The sequence below is a fragment of the Paracoccus sp. C2R09 genome, from assembly GCF_018860625.1.
Classification (GTDB): domain Bacteria; phylum Pseudomonadota; class Alphaproteobacteria; order Rhodobacterales; family Rhodobacteraceae; genus Paracoccus.
Window position 1 is genome coordinate 111,846 of sequence record NZ_JAHKQB010000024.1, and the last position, 17,309, is coordinate 129,154.

Annotated in this window: 15 protein-coding genes and 1 pseudogene; 5 read left to right on the forward strand and 11 right to left on the reverse strand. The window is 65.3% G+C overall.

The window, feature by feature from the left end:
• The first annotated feature begins 16 nt into the window (after window positions 1-16).
• Window positions 17-1,243: a D-mannonate dehydratase ManD gene (gene manD, locus KO490_RS09850; RefSeq protein WP_216019249.1), complete on the forward strand. Its 1,227-nt coding sequence runs from the start codon at window positions 17-19 to the stop codon at window positions 1,241-1,243.
• 64 nt (window positions 1,244-1,307) lie between these two features.
• Here the strand turns inward: manD and KO490_RS09855 are convergent, their stop codons facing one another.
• Window positions 1,308-3,089, reverse strand: a complete 1,782-nt coding sequence (locus KO490_RS09855; RefSeq protein WP_216019250.1) for a hypothetical protein — start codon at window positions 3,087-3,089, stop codon at window positions 1,308-1,310.
• 341 nt (window positions 3,090-3,430) lie between these two features.
• On the opposite strand from KO490_RS09855, the gene KO490_RS09860 reads away from it, so the two are divergent.
• Complete coding sequence (locus KO490_RS09860) at window positions 3,431-3,973, forward strand: hypothetical protein (RefSeq protein ID WP_216019251.1); 543 nt, start codon at window positions 3,431-3,433, stop codon at window positions 3,971-3,973.
• A gap of 82 nt (window positions 3,974-4,055) precedes the next feature.
• Window positions 4,056-4,805 carry an SDR family oxidoreductase gene (locus KO490_RS09865; RefSeq protein ID WP_216019252.1) on the forward strand — a complete coding sequence of 250 codons (750 nt, stop codon included), beginning with the start codon at window positions 4,056-4,058 and terminating at the stop codon, window positions 4,803-4,805.
• A 31-nt stretch (window positions 4,806-4,836) separates the two neighbouring features.
• Here KO490_RS09865 and KO490_RS09870 read toward each other — a convergent pair whose 3' ends face one another.
• The 9 genes and pseudogenes from KO490_RS09870 to KO490_RS09910 form a co-directional block, all read right to left on the reverse strand.
• Window positions 4,837-5,748: an ABC transporter permease gene (locus tag KO490_RS09870; protein ID WP_216019253.1), complete on the reverse strand. Its 912-nt coding sequence runs from the start codon at window positions 5,746-5,748 to the stop codon at window positions 4,837-4,839.
• Window positions 5,745-6,827 carry an ABC transporter permease gene (locus KO490_RS09875; protein WP_216019299.1) on the reverse strand — a complete coding sequence of 361 codons (1,083 nt, stop codon included), beginning with the start codon at window positions 6,825-6,827 and terminating at the stop codon, window positions 5,745-5,747. Before KO490_RS09875 ends, KO490_RS09870 begins: the two co-directional genes overlap by 4 nt.
• The gene (locus tag KO490_RS09880; RefSeq protein ID WP_216019254.1) at window positions 6,827-8,341 is read right to left on the reverse strand and encodes an ABC transporter ATP-binding protein; all 1,515 of its coding nucleotides are present in this window, start codon (window positions 8,339-8,341) and stop codon (window positions 6,827-6,829) included. The genes KO490_RS09875 and KO490_RS09880 overlap by 1 nt, the downstream gene beginning before the upstream one ends.
• Window positions 8,342-8,345: 4 nt before the next feature.
• Window positions 8,346-9,446, reverse strand: a complete 1,101-nt coding sequence (locus tag KO490_RS09885; RefSeq protein ID WP_216019255.1) for a BMP family ABC transporter substrate-binding protein — start codon at window positions 9,444-9,446, stop codon at window positions 8,346-8,348.
• A 26-nt stretch (window positions 9,447-9,472) separates the two neighbouring features.
• Window positions 9,473-10,831 carry an amidohydrolase gene (locus tag KO490_RS09890; RefSeq protein ID WP_216019256.1) on the reverse strand — a complete coding sequence of 453 codons (1,359 nt, stop codon included), beginning with the start codon at window positions 10,829-10,831 and terminating at the stop codon, window positions 9,473-9,475.
• Between the two features lies 1 nt (window position 10,832).
• On the reverse strand, window positions 10,833-11,507 hold the full coding sequence (locus KO490_RS09895; protein WP_216019257.1) for a glutathione S-transferase family protein: 675 nt from the start codon (window positions 11,505-11,507) through the stop codon (window positions 10,833-10,835).
• Window positions 11,504-12,343: an aromatic ring-hydroxylating dioxygenase subunit alpha gene (locus tag KO490_RS09900; protein ID WP_216019258.1), complete on the reverse strand. Its 840-nt coding sequence runs from the start codon at window positions 12,341-12,343 to the stop codon at window positions 11,504-11,506. Before KO490_RS09900 ends, KO490_RS09895 begins: the two co-directional genes overlap by 4 nt.
• 398 nt (window positions 12,344-12,741) lie before the next feature.
• Window positions 12,742-12,894 (reverse strand): annotated as a pseudogene (locus KO490_RS16670) (Rieske 2Fe-2S domain-containing protein); the annotation flags it as partial.
• A gap of 219 nt (window positions 12,895-13,113) precedes the next feature.
• A complete protein-coding gene (locus tag KO490_RS09910) occupies window positions 13,114-13,341 on the reverse strand; it encodes an acylphosphatase (RefSeq protein ID WP_216019260.1) in 228 nt (75 codons plus the stop codon).
• A gap of 147 nt (window positions 13,342-13,488) precedes the next feature.
• Here KO490_RS09910 and KO490_RS09915 point away from each other — a divergent pair, with 147 nt between their 5' ends.
• A complete protein-coding gene (locus KO490_RS09915; RefSeq protein ID WP_216019261.1) occupies window positions 13,489-14,808 on the forward strand; it encodes an acetamidase/formamidase family protein in 1,320 nt (439 codons plus the stop codon).
• Here the strand turns inward: KO490_RS09915 and KO490_RS09920 are convergent.
• Window positions 14,805-15,842 (reverse strand): LacI family DNA-binding transcriptional regulator, encoded by a 1,038-nt coding sequence (locus tag KO490_RS09920; RefSeq protein ID WP_216019262.1) that lies wholly within the window; start codon window positions 15,840-15,842, stop codon window positions 14,805-14,807. The two genes, KO490_RS09915 and KO490_RS09920, sit on opposite strands and share 4 nt — an antisense overlap.
• Before the next feature lie 209 nt (window positions 15,843-16,051).
• Here KO490_RS09920 and KO490_RS09925 point away from each other — a divergent pair, with 209 nt between their 5' ends.
• The gene (locus KO490_RS09925) at window positions 16,052-17,284 is read left to right on the forward strand and encodes an ABC transporter substrate-binding protein (protein WP_216019263.1); all 1,233 of its coding nucleotides are present in this window, start codon (window positions 16,052-16,054) and stop codon (window positions 17,282-17,284) included.
• Window positions 17,285-17,309 lie beyond the last annotated feature (25 nt).

Consider the following 17,309-nt stretch of genomic DNA (forward strand, 5'->3'; position numbering starts at 1 on the left):
GAGGAGGAGCATCACAATGAAGATCACCGAGGCCAGGCTGTTCGTCGGCGGACCCGCCAAGAACTATGTCACGCTCAAGATCATGACGGATGCGGGCGTCTATGGACTGGGCGATGCCACGCTGAACAACCGCGAGACCCTGCCCGCTAAATACCTGCAGGATTACCTGATCCCGAACCTGATCGGCATGGACCCCCGCAACAGCGAGGATATCTGGCAGCTGTTCTATCGCGGGGCCTATTTCCGGCGCGGTCCCATCGCGATGGCCGCCTATGGCGCGATCGACATGGCGCTGTGGGACATCAAGGGCAAGCTGGCGGGCATGCCGCTCTATCAGCTTTTCGGTGGCAAGAGCAGGACGGGCGCGATGGTCTATGCCCATGCGACGGGTGCGGATCTGGAGGACCTGATGGATTCCATCGCCCATTACGTCGAACAGGGATACAAGGCCGTCCGCGTGCAATGCGGCATTCCGGGCATGCCCACAGCTGGCTATGCCGTGCCCGAAAAGAAGGGCGATCAGCGCAACTACATCACCGATTACAGCGGCATCGTTCCCAAGGTCGAGATCTGGGACACGGACCGCTACATGCGCTACATGCCGGACGCGCTGATGCAGATCCGCGAGCGTTTCGGTCCCGAGCTGAAGATCCTGCACGATGTCCATCACCGCCTGACCCCGCGAGAGGCCGCCCAATTCGCCAAGGAGGTCGAGCCCGCCCGCCTGTTCTGGCTGGAGGACCCTACCCCTGCCGAAGATCAGGAGGCGTTGCGGATGCTGCGCCAGCATTCCACCGTCCCCGTGGCCATAGGCGAGGTCTTCAATTCGATCTGGGACTGCAACCGCCTGATCGAGAACGAGCTGATCGACTTCATCCGCGTCGCCGTCACCTATGCCGGGGGCATCACTCATGTGAAGCGGGTCGTGGATCTGGCAGGGCTGCACAATGTCCGCACCGGCTTTCACGGCGCGCCCAGCCATTCGCCGATCTGCATGGCGGCACATGCCCATCTGAACGCCTGGGCACCCAATTTCGGCATCCAGGAATACCTGGTCCTGGGCACGCCGGAATGCGACGCGCTGTTCCCCTCGGATCACCGCATGGAAAACGGCATGGTCTATGTCAGCGATGCGCCGGGTCTGGGCATCGATTTCGACGAGACCGAGGCCGCGCGCTATGAATACCAGCCTGGAAGCCATCCTGTCGTGCGGCTGGAGGACGGCACGGTCTGGAACTACTGACACGGAAAAGGCCGGGGCGCATGCGATGCGCCCCGGCCCGTGATCCGTCGAAGACGGCGTGGCTTCAGATCGTCGCTTCGGGCTTCTGCCGGGCCGAAAGGACCAGCAGGAAACCGATGCCGAAGACGATGCCGCCCGTCAGGCCGAAGCCCATCAGCGCATTCGTCCGACCGCCCGGTTGCGGGATCAGCGGCAGCAGGAAGATCGTCGCACCATAGATCAGCGCCAGCATGCCCAGCTTGCCGCGCTGTTCGCGGTCCGAAGCCGTGGCCCCTGCGGGCGAGACGACCGGCGTGGCGATATCCTCGAAGAAATGCTCGACCTCGGCATCCCGGCGCGGGGTCAGGCCGCGATAGAACAGGCGCGACACGAAGAAGAAGCCCGTCGTCACCGTCAGGTGCAGCACCATCGAGATGGTGAAGACCAGATCGCTGCTCTCGCGCCCGGTGAACTCGATCCCGGTCAGGTTGCCCACCAGATCGGGCGTCAGCAGGTATTTCGACACCAGCGACACGATCAGGCCCACCACGACCGTGGCCCAGGGCGCCCAGTCGGGCACGCGGCGCACGAAGATGGCCAGGAACAGCGGGATCAGGATCGGCATCTGGATCAGGCTGCCCATCTGCAGCATGATATCGAACAGGCTGATATCCTGCAGCGACGAGATGAACAGGCTGACGAGGATGATCGCGATCCCGAAGAAGAAGGTGATGAACTTGCCCGCGATGATCAGCTCAGCATTGCCCGCCCGGCCCTTCTTGATGATCGGCTGGTAGAAGTTCATGCACATGATCCCGGCGCTGCGGTTCAACCCGGTATCCATCGACGACATCGTGGCCGAGAACATCGCCGCGATCATGATCCCCACCATGCCGACGGGCATCGCGATATCGACGAAGGCCAGATAGGCCGCATCCGAGGCCTTGTTGCCAAGCGTCGGATACATCGCGCCCAGATCCACGCCCATCACGGCGGTGGCCATCGGCGGCAGGAACCAGATGAATGCGCCCGCGAACATCAGGATCGAGGCCAGAAGCGCCGCCTTCTTCGCGTTCACGCTGTCCTTGGCGACCAGATAGCGCGAGGCGTCGTACATGTTGTTCGTGCTGAAGATCTGCTTGGTGATCGACATCAGGCACCAGATCACGAACAGCCCGACATAGTTCACGTCATTGGTCAGCAAATGCCCCGGGAAATCGGCGATGACGGTGCCCACGCCGTAATCCAGCGCGACATAGGCCGTGGCGGCGATCGAGATGGCCATGATGACCAGCATCTGCACATAGTCGCTGGCCACGACCGCCCATGCACCCCCGGTCAACGAAATGAACATCACGATCAGCCCGGTGATGGTGATCGTCCATTCGATGCTGATGCCGAACACCGCCGACGTGAAGATCGCAAGCCCGTTCAGCCAGATACCCGCCTGGATCACCCCGAGCGGCACCTGTGCCCAGGTGAAGAACTGTTCGTTCACGGGACCGTAGCGGCGACGGATCGCGTCCACGGGCGTGATGCAGCGCGTCTGGCGGAAGATCTCGGCCACCAGCAGGAAGGACACGAAATACCCCACCGCGTTGCCGATGAAGATCACCGCCACCGACAGCCCGTCGCTGAAGGCCTTGCCGGCCGCGCCGGTGAATGTCCAGGCGCTGAACTGCACCATGAACGCGCTGGCCCCCGTCATCCACCACAGGATCTTGCCGCCACCGCGGAAATACTCGCTCGGGTCCTTGGACTTGCCGCTGAACATGAAACCGATGGCAAGGATGAACACGAGATAGAGGCCGACCAACGCCAGATCGACCCGCCGTTCGAATATCGTGGCGGCAATTTCGGTTTCCATGGCTCGTTCTCCCCCTTCGAAATGCGACCGGCTGCAGCGGGGACCCGTTCGGGTCCGGCAGCATGGTCGGGTCCTTGTGCAAAGCGATCGCGTATCCGCGGCACCCCTCCGGGCGCCTAGGCGCGATTCGGCCTCCTCGGGCCTACCGATAGTGCAACTTAGACTAGTATCCTAGTCGAATGTTGATTGGTCGCCTGCTGACGCTGCGTGCGGCAAGATCCTGCGCGCCGTTCGGGCAGGGCAGCCTGCGGTCTGCCGATAAAATTGTGCGGACATATCGCTTGCCGAAACCGGCGTTCGAGAGGAAGCAGCGCCGGTATCTTCACGAAGGAGTGATCCCGATGTTCGGCAAGACCATTACCGCTGCGCTGCTTGCGCTTCACGCCCTTGCGGGTATCGCCTCGGCGCAGGACGCCAAGGGCATGCGCGGCAGCAGCAGTTTCTATATCGGCGCGGGCACGCAGCGCGACGAGGGGATCGACCGAAGCGACGACACCCCCTTCGTGCTTGGCTTCATGCACCAGCCCGCCAATTCAAGGCTGATCTGGGGCGCCGACATCGCCCGCGAAGGGACGATGCTGGATTCGACCTATGGCCGCACCCGCGCGATCGAGAACGGAACCTCCTACAACCTGCTGGTCGGCCGCAATTTCGTCGACCGGGGTTCGTTCAGGCTGGATGCGGCGGTGATCCTTGGCCTCCGCGAGACGGTGACCAGCTGCCATGCCTCTTATCTGGGCTATCGCTGCTATGCCGATCGGTCGCCCGACACCGAATACCGGGGCAATTTCGGGGTGATGACGGCGGTATCCTATGACGCGCTGATGATCGGGATGCGCATCACCGAGGAAAGCGCCCAGACCCTAGTCGGCATCCGCTTCTGAGGCGGGCGCAGGGCCTTTCTTTTCTTTCCTGCGCAAGGCAGGCTGCACGAAATGCACATGGATTCAATGCGGGGGCGGAACGATGGTCGATCTTGACGGAAAGGTGGCGCTGGTCACGGGTGCAAGCCGCGGGATCGGGGCCGCCACCGCGCGGCTTCTGGCACAGGCGGGTGCCAAGGTGGGCGTCATGGCACGCAGCACCGATGCCGTCACCGCCCTGGCCGAGGAAATCGGCGGCGTGGCCATGTCAGGCGACGTGGCCGATCCGGCGGCCATGGTCTGTGCGGTGACGACCCTTCATGACAAGTTCGGGCGGATCGACGTGCTGATCAACAATGCGGGGCTGATCGGACCCATTGCGGGGATCGACGCATCGGACCCCGACGAATGGGGCAAGGCCATCGACGTCAACATCAAGGGCGTCTTCAACGGCATTCACGCGGCACTGCCCCATATGCGCAAGGCTGGGGCCGGCACGATCCTGACCGTCGGCTCGGGCGCCGCCCATGCCCCGCAAGAGGGGTGGAGCGCCTATTGCAGCAGCAAGGCAGGTGCGCTGATGCTGACCCGAGCGGTGGATCTGGAAGCCCGCAAGGACGGCATACGCGCCATCAGCCTGTCGCCCGGCACCGTCGCCACGGATATGCAGGCCGCGATCCGCGACAGCGGCGTCAACCCGGTCAGCCAACTGGATTGGTCGGTGCATATCCCGCCCGAATGGCCCGCGCGTGCGCTGCTGTGGATGTGCGGCCCCGAGGCCGACGAATACCTCGGCGCCGAGATTTCGCTTCGCGACGAAGGCATCAGGCGTCGCGTCGGACTGATCGACTGACGGATCTACCTACCCGGGCGGGGCGGCGGCCTCAGGGTCCGAACGGTTCGCCCAGGGATGCCACGCCGTTCATCTTCAGCAGGCGCTTGTTCGACGAGATCAGCCCGAGCACCACTATGGTCACGATATAGGGCAGACTGGCCAGCAGCTGCGAATTCAGGTTGACCCCGCCCGCCTGCGCGGCCAGCTGCGCCAGCGACACGGCCCCGAACAGGATCGCGCCGAAGAAGACGCGCCCCACCATCCAGGTGGCGAAAACGACCAGCGCCAATGCGATCCATCCGCGCCCCGCGATCATCCCATCCGCCCAGAGCGGCGTATAGACGGTCGCCGCATAGGCCCCGGCAAGACCCGCCATCAGCCCGCCGAACATCACGGCGCCATATCGGATCGCGATGACCGGATAACCCAGGGCACGCGCGGCCGCGGGATTTTCGCCCACGGCGCGAATGATCAGCCCCAGCTTCGTCAGGCGCAGGACGGCCCAGATCGCAAGGGTCGCGGCCATTCCCAGCCAGACCACGATATCCTGCACGAAGACGCCGCCCACCACCGGCAGGTCCGACAGCACCGGCAGATGAAGCTTGGGCAATCCCGCGACTGTCATGCTCTCGTAGCTTTTGCCGAACAGCGCCGAGAGGCCCTGCCCCAGAATGCCGATGGCCAACCCCACCGCGACCTGGTTTGCCCGCAGGGACAGCGCCAGCCAGGCAAAGATCAGGGACAGCGCCGCCCCTGCCAGCCCTGCGCCAAGGAAGCCCGCCGCATGCCCCCCGCCATGGAAGGTGATGACGAAACCCGTGACGGCCCCAAGCGCCATCATCCCCTCGATCCCCAGGTTCAGCACGCCGGAACGCTCGGCGACCAGCTCGCCCAGGGCCGCCAGAAGAAAGGGCATCGCGGCTGCCAGCATCCCGGCCAGTATGAAGGACAGCCCGATCATGCGCGCAGCCCCCCTGGTTCGCGGATAAGCCGAAAGCGGACCAGCGTGATCGCCGCAAGATAGCAGACCAGAAGCGACCCCTGGAACACCCGCACCGCCGCAATCGGCAGTCCGGCCGAGACCATCGCATTGTCGCCCCCGATATAAAGGATCGCGATCAGAAGGGAGGAAAACACGATCCCCACCGGATGCAGCCCGCCCAGATAGGCGACGATGATGGCCGAGTAACCATAGCCCGAGGCGATGGACCTTTGCAGCTGACCGACCGGGCCCGCGACCTCGGCCGCGCCGGCGAGCCCCGCGGCCAGACCGCCGATCAGCAGCGACATCCAGATCGCGCGCGATTGCGAATATCCGGCATAGCCCGCGGCCTGCGGGGCAAGCCCGCCGACGATCAGCTGATACCCCTGAAAGCTGCGCTGGATATGGAACCAGCAGACGACCGACCATATCAGTGCGATCGCAAGTGCCACGTTGACCCGCGTGCCGGGGAACAGCAGCGGCAAGGTCGCATCCAGCGGAAAGATCACCGATTGGGGAAAGTTGAAGCCCATCGGGTCCTTCCACGGCCCCACCAGCAGGAAGTTCAGCAATTGCGCGGCGATCAGGCTCATCATCAGGGTCACGAGGATCTCGGACGCGTTCAACCTGACACGCCAGATGGCCGGGACGATGGCCCAGAGCATCCCGCCGATGCCCCCGAGGGCGATCATCGACGGCCAGACCCATGCGCCCGTCACCTGCGGGAACCAGACCGGGATGGCCGAGGCGAAGATCGCACCCAGGATGAACTGACCCTCGGCCCCGATATTGATGACCTTGGCACGAAATCCGATCGCCAGCCCCTGCGCGATCAGCAGGAGGGGCGTCATCTTCAGCAGCACCTCGGAGAAGGACGACCACGACGTAACCGGCTCGATCAGCATGGCGTGAAATACCGCGACAGGGTTCCGGCCCATCGCCACATACAGCGCCAGATTCAGCGCGATGGACAGCAGCAGCGCCGCAATCGGGGCCACGACCGCCAGCTTGCGGGACGCCCTGTCGCGCCGCGCAAGGCGGAACCCGCCAAGCCGCATCACGAGGCGCCCCCTTCGGTCGCGCCGATCATGTGGCGGCCCACATCCTCGACCCGGATGTCGCGGACCGTCATGCTGGGCGACAGGCGGCCCGCATTCAGGACCTGGATACGGTCGCAGATTTCGAACAATTCCTCGATCTCCTCGGAAATGACCAGGACGGCGGCACCTGCGTCGCGCATCGCGACAAGGCGGCGGCGGATGGCGGTCGCCGCGCCGATATCGACGCCCCATGTCGGCTGGGACACGAACAGCAGCCGGGGCTGCAGCATGATCTCTCGTCCGACGATGAATTTCTGAAGGTTGCCGCCCGACAGCGCGCCTGCTTCGGTCCGGGGGCCGGGCGTGCGGACGTCGAAATCGCGGATGCAGCGGGCGGTGTAATCCGCCTCTCGGGCGCGGTCGATCAGGCCGCGCCGCAGCAGACCCGCGCGATGTCCCGTCAGCAGCGTATTGTCGGCCAGCGACATTTCGGGCACCGCCCCGCGCCCCAGGCGTTCCTCGGGAACGAAGGCAAAGCCCAGATCGCGGCGCGCGGCCGCGCCCAGATCGCCGACCGCCTGCCCCAGCATCAGCACCTCTGCCGCGCGGTGATCGGGCAGCGTGACCTCGCCAGAGACAAGCCTTGCCAGTTCCGCCTGCCCATTGCCCGACACACCCGCGATCCCCAGGATCTCACCCTCGTGCAGGCGCAGCGCGATCCTGGACAGCGGCTGTCCGAAGGGATCGTCGGGGACATGGTCCAGCCCCGCCAGTTCCAGCGCGACCTTGCCCGGCTTATGCGCCTTGGCGGGGGGCGGCGGGGGCATGTCGCGCCCGATCATCATGGTGGCAAGTTCGGTCGCGTCGTGATCGCGCGGATCGACCGTGCCCGTCACCGCTCCGTCGCGCAGGATCGTGGCCCGGTCGCAAATGGCGCGGATCTCCTCGAGCTTGTGAGAGATGAACAGGATCGACACGCCGCGATCGCGCAACCGGCGCAGGGTCTGGAACAGCCGCGTTACCGATTGCGGCGGCAGCACCGATGTCGGTTCGTCCAGGATCAGCAGGCGCGGATCGGTCATCAGGCAGCGGATGATCTCGACCCGCTGGCGTTCGCCGACCGACAGCGAATGGACATGGGCGCGGGGATCGACCTCCAACCCGTATTCGCGGCCCAGATCGCGGATGCGGGCAACCAGCGCCGCGCTGCGCCCCGGCACGATCAGGGCGATGTTTTCGACCACCGTCAGCGTTTCGAACAACGAGAAATGCTGGAACACCATGCCGATGCCCAGTTTGCGGGCCTCGGCGGGGGATGTGGGGCGAACGGGATCGCCGCGCCATGTCACCTGCCCCGCATCCGGGGTCTCGACGCCATAGATCAGCTTCATCAGCGTCGATTTGCCTGCGCCGTTCTCGCCCAGGATCGCGTGGATCGAACCTTCCTCGACCGTCAGATCGATGCTGCGATTGGCATGGACCCGGCCATAGGATTTCGACAATCCGCGAATGGCAAGCAGCGGCGCAGGCATCGGATCAGTTCGGCAGCGGCGTGGTGACGCCTGCGACATGCCAGTCCATCGCGACGATATCCTCGTCGCCCAGGGCCGCACCTTCGGCCACGGCCTCCCTGCCGTCCTGCCGCGCGATGGGCCCGGTGAAGACGTGGAAGCTGCCATCGGCCAGTTGCGCCTGCGTTTCGGTTATGCGGGTCATCACATCGGCCGGAATGTCGGCGTTCCAATCCATCGGCTTGATCACGCCCTCGGCCAGGCCAAGATAGGCGGTGTGCCCCTCGAAGCTGCCATCCAGATGCGCCTTGATCGATTGCAGGAAGAAGGGCGTCCAGTCGGTTGCCACGCAGCCCAGGTATTTCGTCGGCGCGTATTTCACCATCGAGGAGTTGAGGTTGAAGACATAGGCCCCCGCCTCTTCGCAGACCGAGACGACCGAGGGCGTGTCCTGCGCGTTGGAATAGATCACGTCGCAGCCCTGCGACAGCAGCGCGCGGGCGGCCTCCTGTTCCTTCGCGGGATCGAACCAGGAATTGACCCAGACCACGGACACCTCGACATCGGGGTTCACGGCCTGCGCCCCCAGCACGAAGGCGTTGATCGAGCTGACCAGCTCGGGGATCGCGAAGGCCGAGACGGAGCCCAGCTTGCCCGTCTTCGACACCGCCGCCGCGGCCATCCCCATCAGGTAGGTGCCCTGGTAGTTGCGCGCCGCGAAGGGCGTGAAATTGGGGGCGACCATGAAGCCCGACGCATGCAGCACGCTGACATCGGGATTGCGCCGGGCCACCTGCATGGCGCCGTTCTGATAACCGAAGGACCCCGCGATCAGGAACTTGTTCCCGTCCGCCACGGCCTTGTTCATGATGCGGTCGGCATCCGGCCCCTCGGGGATGTTCTCGAGCTTGGTCACCTTGATGCGATCGCCGTATTCGGCCTTGATCGGTTCCAGCGCGGCGGCCAGCGCATGCGACCAGCCGACATCGCCGAAGGGCGAGGGCACGATCAGCGCAACCCCAAGCGGTTCGCCCTGTGCGCGCGCGATCCCGGGCAGCAGGCCCGCCCCGAGCGTTGCCGCCGCCGTCGTCTGCAGGAAGCCCCGCCGGTTCAACGTGCTGGTCATGATCTTCTCCTTGCTGGATGGGGTCGTCATATCGTTATCGTGGCCAATGCCGCCTCGGCCTCGGCGGCCATCTGCGCTTCGTCCAGACCGGGGAAGCCTTCGCCGTCCCAGACGATGCGGCCGTTCACCATGGTCAGATCGGTCGCCATTCCGATGCCCACGCGGGCGATCAGGCTTTCGGGATCATGGCGGGTGCCGACGTAATCCATGCGGCGGGTGTCGATCGCGAACAGATCCGCCGCCATGCCGGGGGCCAGCGCGCCGATATCGGTCCGACCCAGCAACGATGCCCCGCCCGCGGTGCCATAGCGCAGGAAATCCGCCGGTTCGGGCACAGGATGGCTGCGCGTCGGCGCGACCAGGCATTGCAGCATATAGGCCGAATGCAGGCAGTGCATCAGGTTGGAATTGTCGTTCGACGCAGCCCCGTCGCAGCCCAGACCGACACGCACGCCCAAGGCATGCATCGCGGGTATGGGCGTCACCTCGGCGCCCACCAGATAGACGGGTTCGGGGCAATGCGACACGCCGGTGCCGGTCGCAGCCATCTGTGCCAGTTCGCCTTCCGTCAGTTCCCAGCAATGGGCATAGAAGGTGTCCGGCCCGCAGAAACCCAGCTTTTCAAGATAATCGACCGTGCGCAGCCCGTGGCGCTGGCGGATCACCTCGGATTCGCCTTCGCCCACGTGGGAATGCAGCATCAGCCCGTGCTGGCGGGCCAGCGCGATGGATTGGGTAAAGGTCTCGGCATAGCAGTTGACCGGCTGGCAAGGTGCCAGCGCCACCTGACGCATCGAGAACTGTCCGCCGTCGTGATAGGCCCCGACCAGCCTTTCGCAATCGGCCAGATATTCGCCCGTCGTCTCCAGCATCTCGTCCGGGATGGTCGAGCCTTCGGATTTCGGCAGCGTGTTGGTCCCCCGCCCGGCGTGAAAACGCAGGCCGATCTTGTCCGCAGCCTCGAACTGGCGGTCGATGATGCGCTTGCCGGCCTTGCGCGGGAAACAATACTGGTGGTCGAAGGCCGTGGTGCAGCCGTGTTTGGCCAGCTCTGCCAGCGCCGTGACCGAGGCGTGATAGAAGCAATCCTCGGTCAGGCGGGCAAAGATCGGATAGATCCGGTCCAGCCATTCGATGACGCTCAGCTTGGTCCAGTCCAGCCCGACGCGGTTGCGCACGAAGCATTGGAAGAAATGGTGATGCGTGTTGACCAATCCGGGATAGAGGAACCAGCCCGTCGCATCGATCACCTCGGTTCCTTCTGGGGCGTTCAGGCCGGGACCGATGGCGCGGATGGCGGGTCCTTCGGTCAGCAGGTCGGCATCGCGGATGACGCCCGTGCCGGTGATGATGGCGGCGCAGTTGCGAAACAGATATCCGGGCATGTCAGGCGCTTTCCTTGCGAACCACGTCCGGCATGGGACCGGGTTCGGGCATTTGTTCGTGCAGGCGGTGGATGCCCGGCATTTCGATGAAACCCGGCAGGGCGCGAATTGCCCGCATCCACAGACGAATCGAGGGATAGGGGTCCAGCGACACCCCCCCGTCGGGCGCAAGCGCCGCATAGGGGAAGCACGCGATATCCGCGATGGTGGGCCGGTCGGCTGCAAGAAAGATCCCGCCGCGCCTGCGTCTGGCGTGGATCGCGGCCTCCAGCTCGCGCAGGGCATCGGTCGCCTGTGCCCGCAACGTGTCGATATCGCCCGAAAAGCCCAGCATGTCGTGCAGCCGTGCCCCGCCCGCGCTGGCGGTCAGCCGCTGCGAAAACGCCAGCCAGTTGGCCACCCGCGCCTGCATCGCCGGATCGTCATGCCCCAGCCATTCGGGCGCCTTCACCGCCGCCAGATAGGTCAGGATCGCGCCGGATTCCGTCAGCACCAGTCGGGCATCGGTCAGGACAGGGATCGTGCCCGCCGGGTTCAGCGCCCGGAATTCGGGGCCGTGATGTTCCGCGCCCGGGTGGAAATCGACCGGGCGCAGGTCCAGCCCCGTCCCCAGCAGCGATGCCAGCAGCCGCACCTTGTAGCAGGACGGCGAAAGAACGTAGTCATAGAGGATCATGCCGCCACCAGTTGCGCGCCGAAGGTATAGCCGTGCCGCTTGAGCCAGCGCCTGTAGGCGATGGAGAGCATGTCGGCCCGTGTCGGGATTTCCCGCCCCGGATCCAGCGGCAACAGCGCCGGCAACTGGTTTTCCAGGATCGAGCGGTCCTGCAGGAAGATCAGCTGCTGGAAATGGATCATCTCGGTCATGGTGCTGTCATCGTCGAACAGCGCCATCCAGGGCCAGACCTCGCAGGTGGTTTCGGTCAGGGGCTGCACGAACAGCGTGATCACGTCCCATTCGCCGGGGCGCGGCGGGCAGGTCTTGTAGAGCACCGAACAGGTGGGCCCCGGCACGCGATACATGTATTCGGTGGTTATCCCGCCCTGCGCGGACCGCGCGGCCTGCGGCTGGAAGAACTTGACCTTGGTGGCCCAGACCTCGTCGACATCGTCGCGGATCTCGACCTCGTAGCGTTCGACCTCGGTATGGGGTTCGGAGCCCAGCACGTCGGTGTGGACGAAGGGAAAATGCGCGATGTCGAGGAAGTTCTCGACCGCACGCAGGGGTGAACAGCGGACCTTGACGCTGCCGACCTCGACCAGGCGGCGGCCCGGCTGATCGGCCTCGGGGATGTCGAAGACATCGCCTGCGGGCACCCCGAGCGTCGTCCAGACATGGCCGAACTTGACCTGCACCGGCAGCGCGCGGCCTTCCGCCGTCACGACAGGCGCACCACCGTCATCCAAGGCGACGCGGATCGCGCGACCCAGCAGCAGCGTATCGCGGGCCGACCGCCGCAACCCGGAGGCAAGCGCCACGGGATACCAATGATCCTGCATCGTCACGCTCATGCCGCGACCCCCTGTTCCAGGCGGCGACGCAGCGCCTCGATCGCATGGGACAGCGCATCCAGCTGCGCATCTGCGCAGCCATCGGCCACCAGCACATGCAGCCCGCAATCGCCCCCCGGCAGGGGCTGGACCAACATCACCACGTCGCAACCGCCAAGATGGCCCTGCCCCGCGACATCCCGCGCCACCTGGTCCGCAGCCGCATTCACCGCGACCGATCTGAACCCCCGGAACCCCGGCAGATCGACGGGTTCCGAGGTTTCGCCCTCGGGCGCGACCCAGACGACGCCCGCGCTTTCGCATACGGCAAAGCGCGGCACCTTGATGGCTGCGGGCGGGGCAAGCTCGGGGTGGGCCGGGATCTTGCGGCATTGCCCGTCCTCGCCATAGCGCCAGCCATGATAGATGCAGGACAGGAACTCTCCGCGGACGAAACCGTGCGACAGGCGCATCCCGCGATGGGGGCAGCGATCATGCCACGCGGCGATGCGACCGGTGGCCGATCGCCAGACCACAAGGTCCTGATCCTGTAGATGTGCGGGTATCGCCATTCCCGGCAGGACGTCCTGCGACAGGGCGACGGGGGTCCAGTTGCTGCTCACGTCGAGGTGGCTCCTTCAAGTCCGGAGACCTGATAGGCAACATCTGAACCGGGGGTAAAACAGTAAGCCGACGCATGGGCCGGGCCGGGATGCAGGTCGAGGTGTGACGCGACGCATCTGCACGATATGCAGGCGTGCTGCCTGCCGGATACGCAGATCGCGTATCCGTCAGACAGGCTCGCGGCGGATATCCTCGATCCAGACGTCGATCGGACCCAGCAGACAGCCCATTTCCATTGCATCCAGAAGCGCGGGCGGGCCGTCGACCCGCAGCTCCATCGCGCTGTCGCTGCGGGGGCCGAAATCGACTGCGACCCCGATACGCCGTGCATGACCGTCGATCCAGGGCAGCAGGCTGCCGTCCAATCGCCCCGAGATGATGAAACGTTCGGTCATTTCATGTGCTGCCTTCCTGCTGCCAAGGCAGGCAGGGGAACCCCAAGCGCAACCGGGGTCAAGGGGCCGTCGGCCGCATTGACAAGCGGGCGGACCGGTCCGACCATCCGCGCCGACAGATGGATCGGACCGAAAAGGACAAGTCGCATGGCAGACGGAAATCACTTCGCGAGGCCGCAGGGCAGCATCGTTGTCAACGAATTCACGAACTCGGTTCTCGATCCCGACCAGCCGATGCTGGGGCCGATCGCCGATGGGGGCACGATCATCGCCAATACCGCGCCGGGCTGCTGGGGACCGATGATCACGCCACGGCTTCGCGGCGGGCACGAGGTGACACGCCCCGTCCATGTCGATGGCGCCATGCCGGGGGACGCGCTGATCGTGCATATCCGCGATGTGACCGTGACCTCGATGGCGACATCCTCGGGGCATGACAGTTCCCCCGAAGGGTTCTGCCTGGGCGATCCCTATGTCGCGGCGCGTTGCCCCACCTGCGACGAGGTCTGGCCGGAAACCCATGTCGAGGGGATCGGCCCCAAGGCCGTCAAATGCGACAAATGCGGCAATGCCGTCACCCCGTTCGAGATTGTCCACGGCTATACCGTGGGCTTCGATCCGACGGGCAGCGTGGGGCTGACCCTGCCCACGGCCGCGGCGGATGCGATCGCGGGAAATGCGGCTCATTTCGCCTCGTTGCCGACCAATTCGCGGCAACACCCGATCCTGACCTACGCGCCCTCGGACATGGCAGGGGTGATGGTGCGGATGCGGCCCTTCATGGGACAGCTGGGCACCTGCCCGTCGATCGCGATGCCCGACAGCCACAATGCGGGCGATTTCGGCGCCTTCCTTGAAGGCGCGCCGCATGAATACGGCCTGACCCAGGAACAGATCGCCCAGCACAAGACCGACGGGCACATGGATATCGACGCGGTCCGCGCCGGGTCGGTGCTGGTCTGCCCGGTCAAGGTTCCGGGCGGCGGCATCTACATGGGCGACATGCACGCGGCCCAGGGCGACGGAGAGATCGCGGGCCATACGATGGACGTGTCGGGTTCGGTCACGCTGCAGGTCGAGGTGCTGAAGGATTGGCCCATCGACGGGCCCGTTCTGTTCCCCCTGCCCGACGACCTGCCCCCGCTTGCGCGCCCCTTCACCCGCGACGAGATCGCCAAGGCCGAACGGCTGGCCGCGAAGTACGGCGTGTCGAAGATCGAGCCTTCGGCCCCCATCTCGGTCATCGGGACGGCCGCGAACATGAACGCGGCCATCGAGAACGGTCTGGAACGCGCGGCACGCCTTCTGGATCTGAGCGTGGCCGAGATCCGCAACCGCGCCACGATCAACGGCGCGATCGAGATCGGGCGCGCTCCGGGCGTGATCCAGGTGACCTTCCTGGCCCCCCTGTCACGGCTGGATGCCGTGGGTCTGGGCGACATCGCGCGCGATCAGTACGGGCTCTAGGGTCTTTGACCGGGGGGCGCGGTGCTGTCGCGTTCGATCAGGGTGACGTCGATCAGTTCGGCATGATCGGCGGGCACCGTGCCTTCCGGACCCTCCAACCGGTCGATCAGCAACTGCGCGGCCCGCAGGCCCAGCCCGTGCCGGTCCTGCCGGATCGTCGTCAGGGCCGGGATGTAATATCCGCTCATCTCGATATCGTCGAAACCCACGACCGATATGTCGCCGGGCACGCTGATCCCCGCATCGGCCAGCGTCGCGATCAGGCCGAACGCCACCATGTCGGATGCGCAGAAGACCGCGGTCGGGCGGTTCTTCATCGCGATGATGCGGCGCGCGGCCTCGCGCCCTGAATCGATCGAGAAATCCCCGCGGATGATGCAGTCGGACCGCGATGGCAGCCCCAGCCTGTCCCGTTCGTCCAGCATCCCCTCGCGGCGCGCGCGGGTCAGGACGCTGCCTGCCGGACCGGTCACATGCGCGATGTCGCTATGGCCCAGATCATGCAGATGCCGCACGGCCAGCCGCGCGCCCATCTCGTTGTCGGACCGGACCGAAGGAAAGGCCGCGCCCTGCACCCATTCGCAGGCAAAGACGATCCTGTCCCCCGCGCCGTTGCTGGCGAACAGCGACAGGTCATCCTCGGATAGGCTGCCGTCCAGGGAAATCATGCCGTCGACGCGGCAGTCGCGGAAATACTCGACAAAGGCGCGGCCCTTCTCGGGGTGGCCGGCGGTGTCCGCGATCAGCACCGACTGGTCGCTGTTCGCGAAACCCGCGCTGATCCCCGCAAGGATGCGCGAAAAGAACGGGTTGCCCAGGTTAGGTACCAGCACCAGGACCGCCCCGGCCCGTTGTGTCCGCAGGTTCCGCGCCGCCCGGTTGACCCGGTAACCCGTCTGGCGGATCGCATCGAAGACCTGGTTGCGGGTCGCCTCGCTCAGCAGATCGGGATTCGACAGGGCACGGCTGACCGTCGCGGTCGAAACCCCCGCCGCCAGCGCGACATCCCTGATCCGTGCCGCCTTCCCTGACATGGCCGTCCTTCTTGTGGTGACTGGCGCGACATGCGCCATCCCATGCAGCAGGCTGCATTTATTCCGAAAGGTCAAGCATGCATGTAATCGTTTACAGACCATGATCAATCTGCTTATCTGTCCATGTAATCGATTTCAGCCGAGATTCGCGGTGAACTCGGACAAGGGAGCGCCGGACCTGTGGGAGGGTCCCAAGGGGGAGGAAGAAGATGACTATTCGCAGCATTCTGATGGCCGGGGGCGCCGTTTGCGCGGCCGGATACGCATCCGCCGCCGAACTGGAGGTGATGCACTGGTGGACATCGGGGGGCGAGGCCGCCGCCGTGGCCGAACTGGCCGATGCCCTGAACGAACGCACGGAACATACCTGGGTCGATGGCGCGATCGCGGGAACCGGGCAGACCGCGCGGCCGATCATGATCTCGCGCATCACGGGCGGCGATCCGATGGCCGCGTTCCAGTTCAACCATGGTCGCCAGGCCGAGGAGCTGATCGAGGCGGGACTGCTGCGTGACATGACCGACGTGGCCGAGGCGCAGGGCTGGAAGGATATCGTGAACCCGCCGCTGCTGCTGGATGCCTGCACGGTCGATGGCCGCATCTATTGCGCGCCGATCAGCATCCATTCCTGGCAATGGCTGTGGCTCAGCCACAAGGCATACGAGGATGCGGGCATCCCGGTGCCCACCAACTGGGCCGAATTCGTGAACGCGGCCCCCGCGCTGGAGGCTGCGGGCAAGGTGCCGCTTGCGATGGGTCAGCAGGGCTGGCAGCAGAACGGCGCATTCCAGGTCATGATGATCTCGCTTCTGCCGAAAGAGGTCTATCTGCAGGTCTATCGCGACAAGGATGCCGAAAAGGCCCGCGGCCCCGAGGTCGGCCGCATCTTCCAGGCGCTGGCCCAGGCGCGCGAGATGTCGCGGGATTCCCGTGTCCAGGACTGGAACCAGGCCACGAACATGGTCATCACCGGCGAGGCCGGTGGCCAGATCATGGGCGATTGGGCGCAGGGCGAATTCCAGCTGGCGGGACTTGTCGCGGGCGAGGATTACACCTGCCTGCCGGGCCTGGGCGGCAACCCGACGCTGCAGGCGGGTGGCGACGCGTTCTATTTCCCTGCCCTGGACGACCCGGAGATGACTGCCGCGCAGGGCGAATTGGCGGCCCTGCTTCTGGACCCCCAGACGCAGGTGGCCTTCAACCTCAAGAAGGGGTCGCTTCCGGTCAGGGGGGATATCGACCTCTCGGCTGCCAACGAATGCATGCAGAAGGGCCTCGAGATCCTTGCAAGCGGCGAGGCCGTGCCGGATGTGGCCCAGCTCATCTCGGCGGATTCGCTGACCCGGATCGAGGATGTCTTCGTCCAGTTCTTCGCGGACGAGACCATCACCGCCGAGGAAGCCCAGGAACAGTTCGCGGCCCTTATCGAGGATGCCGACTGATCCGCAGATCCCGCCCGCATCGCCG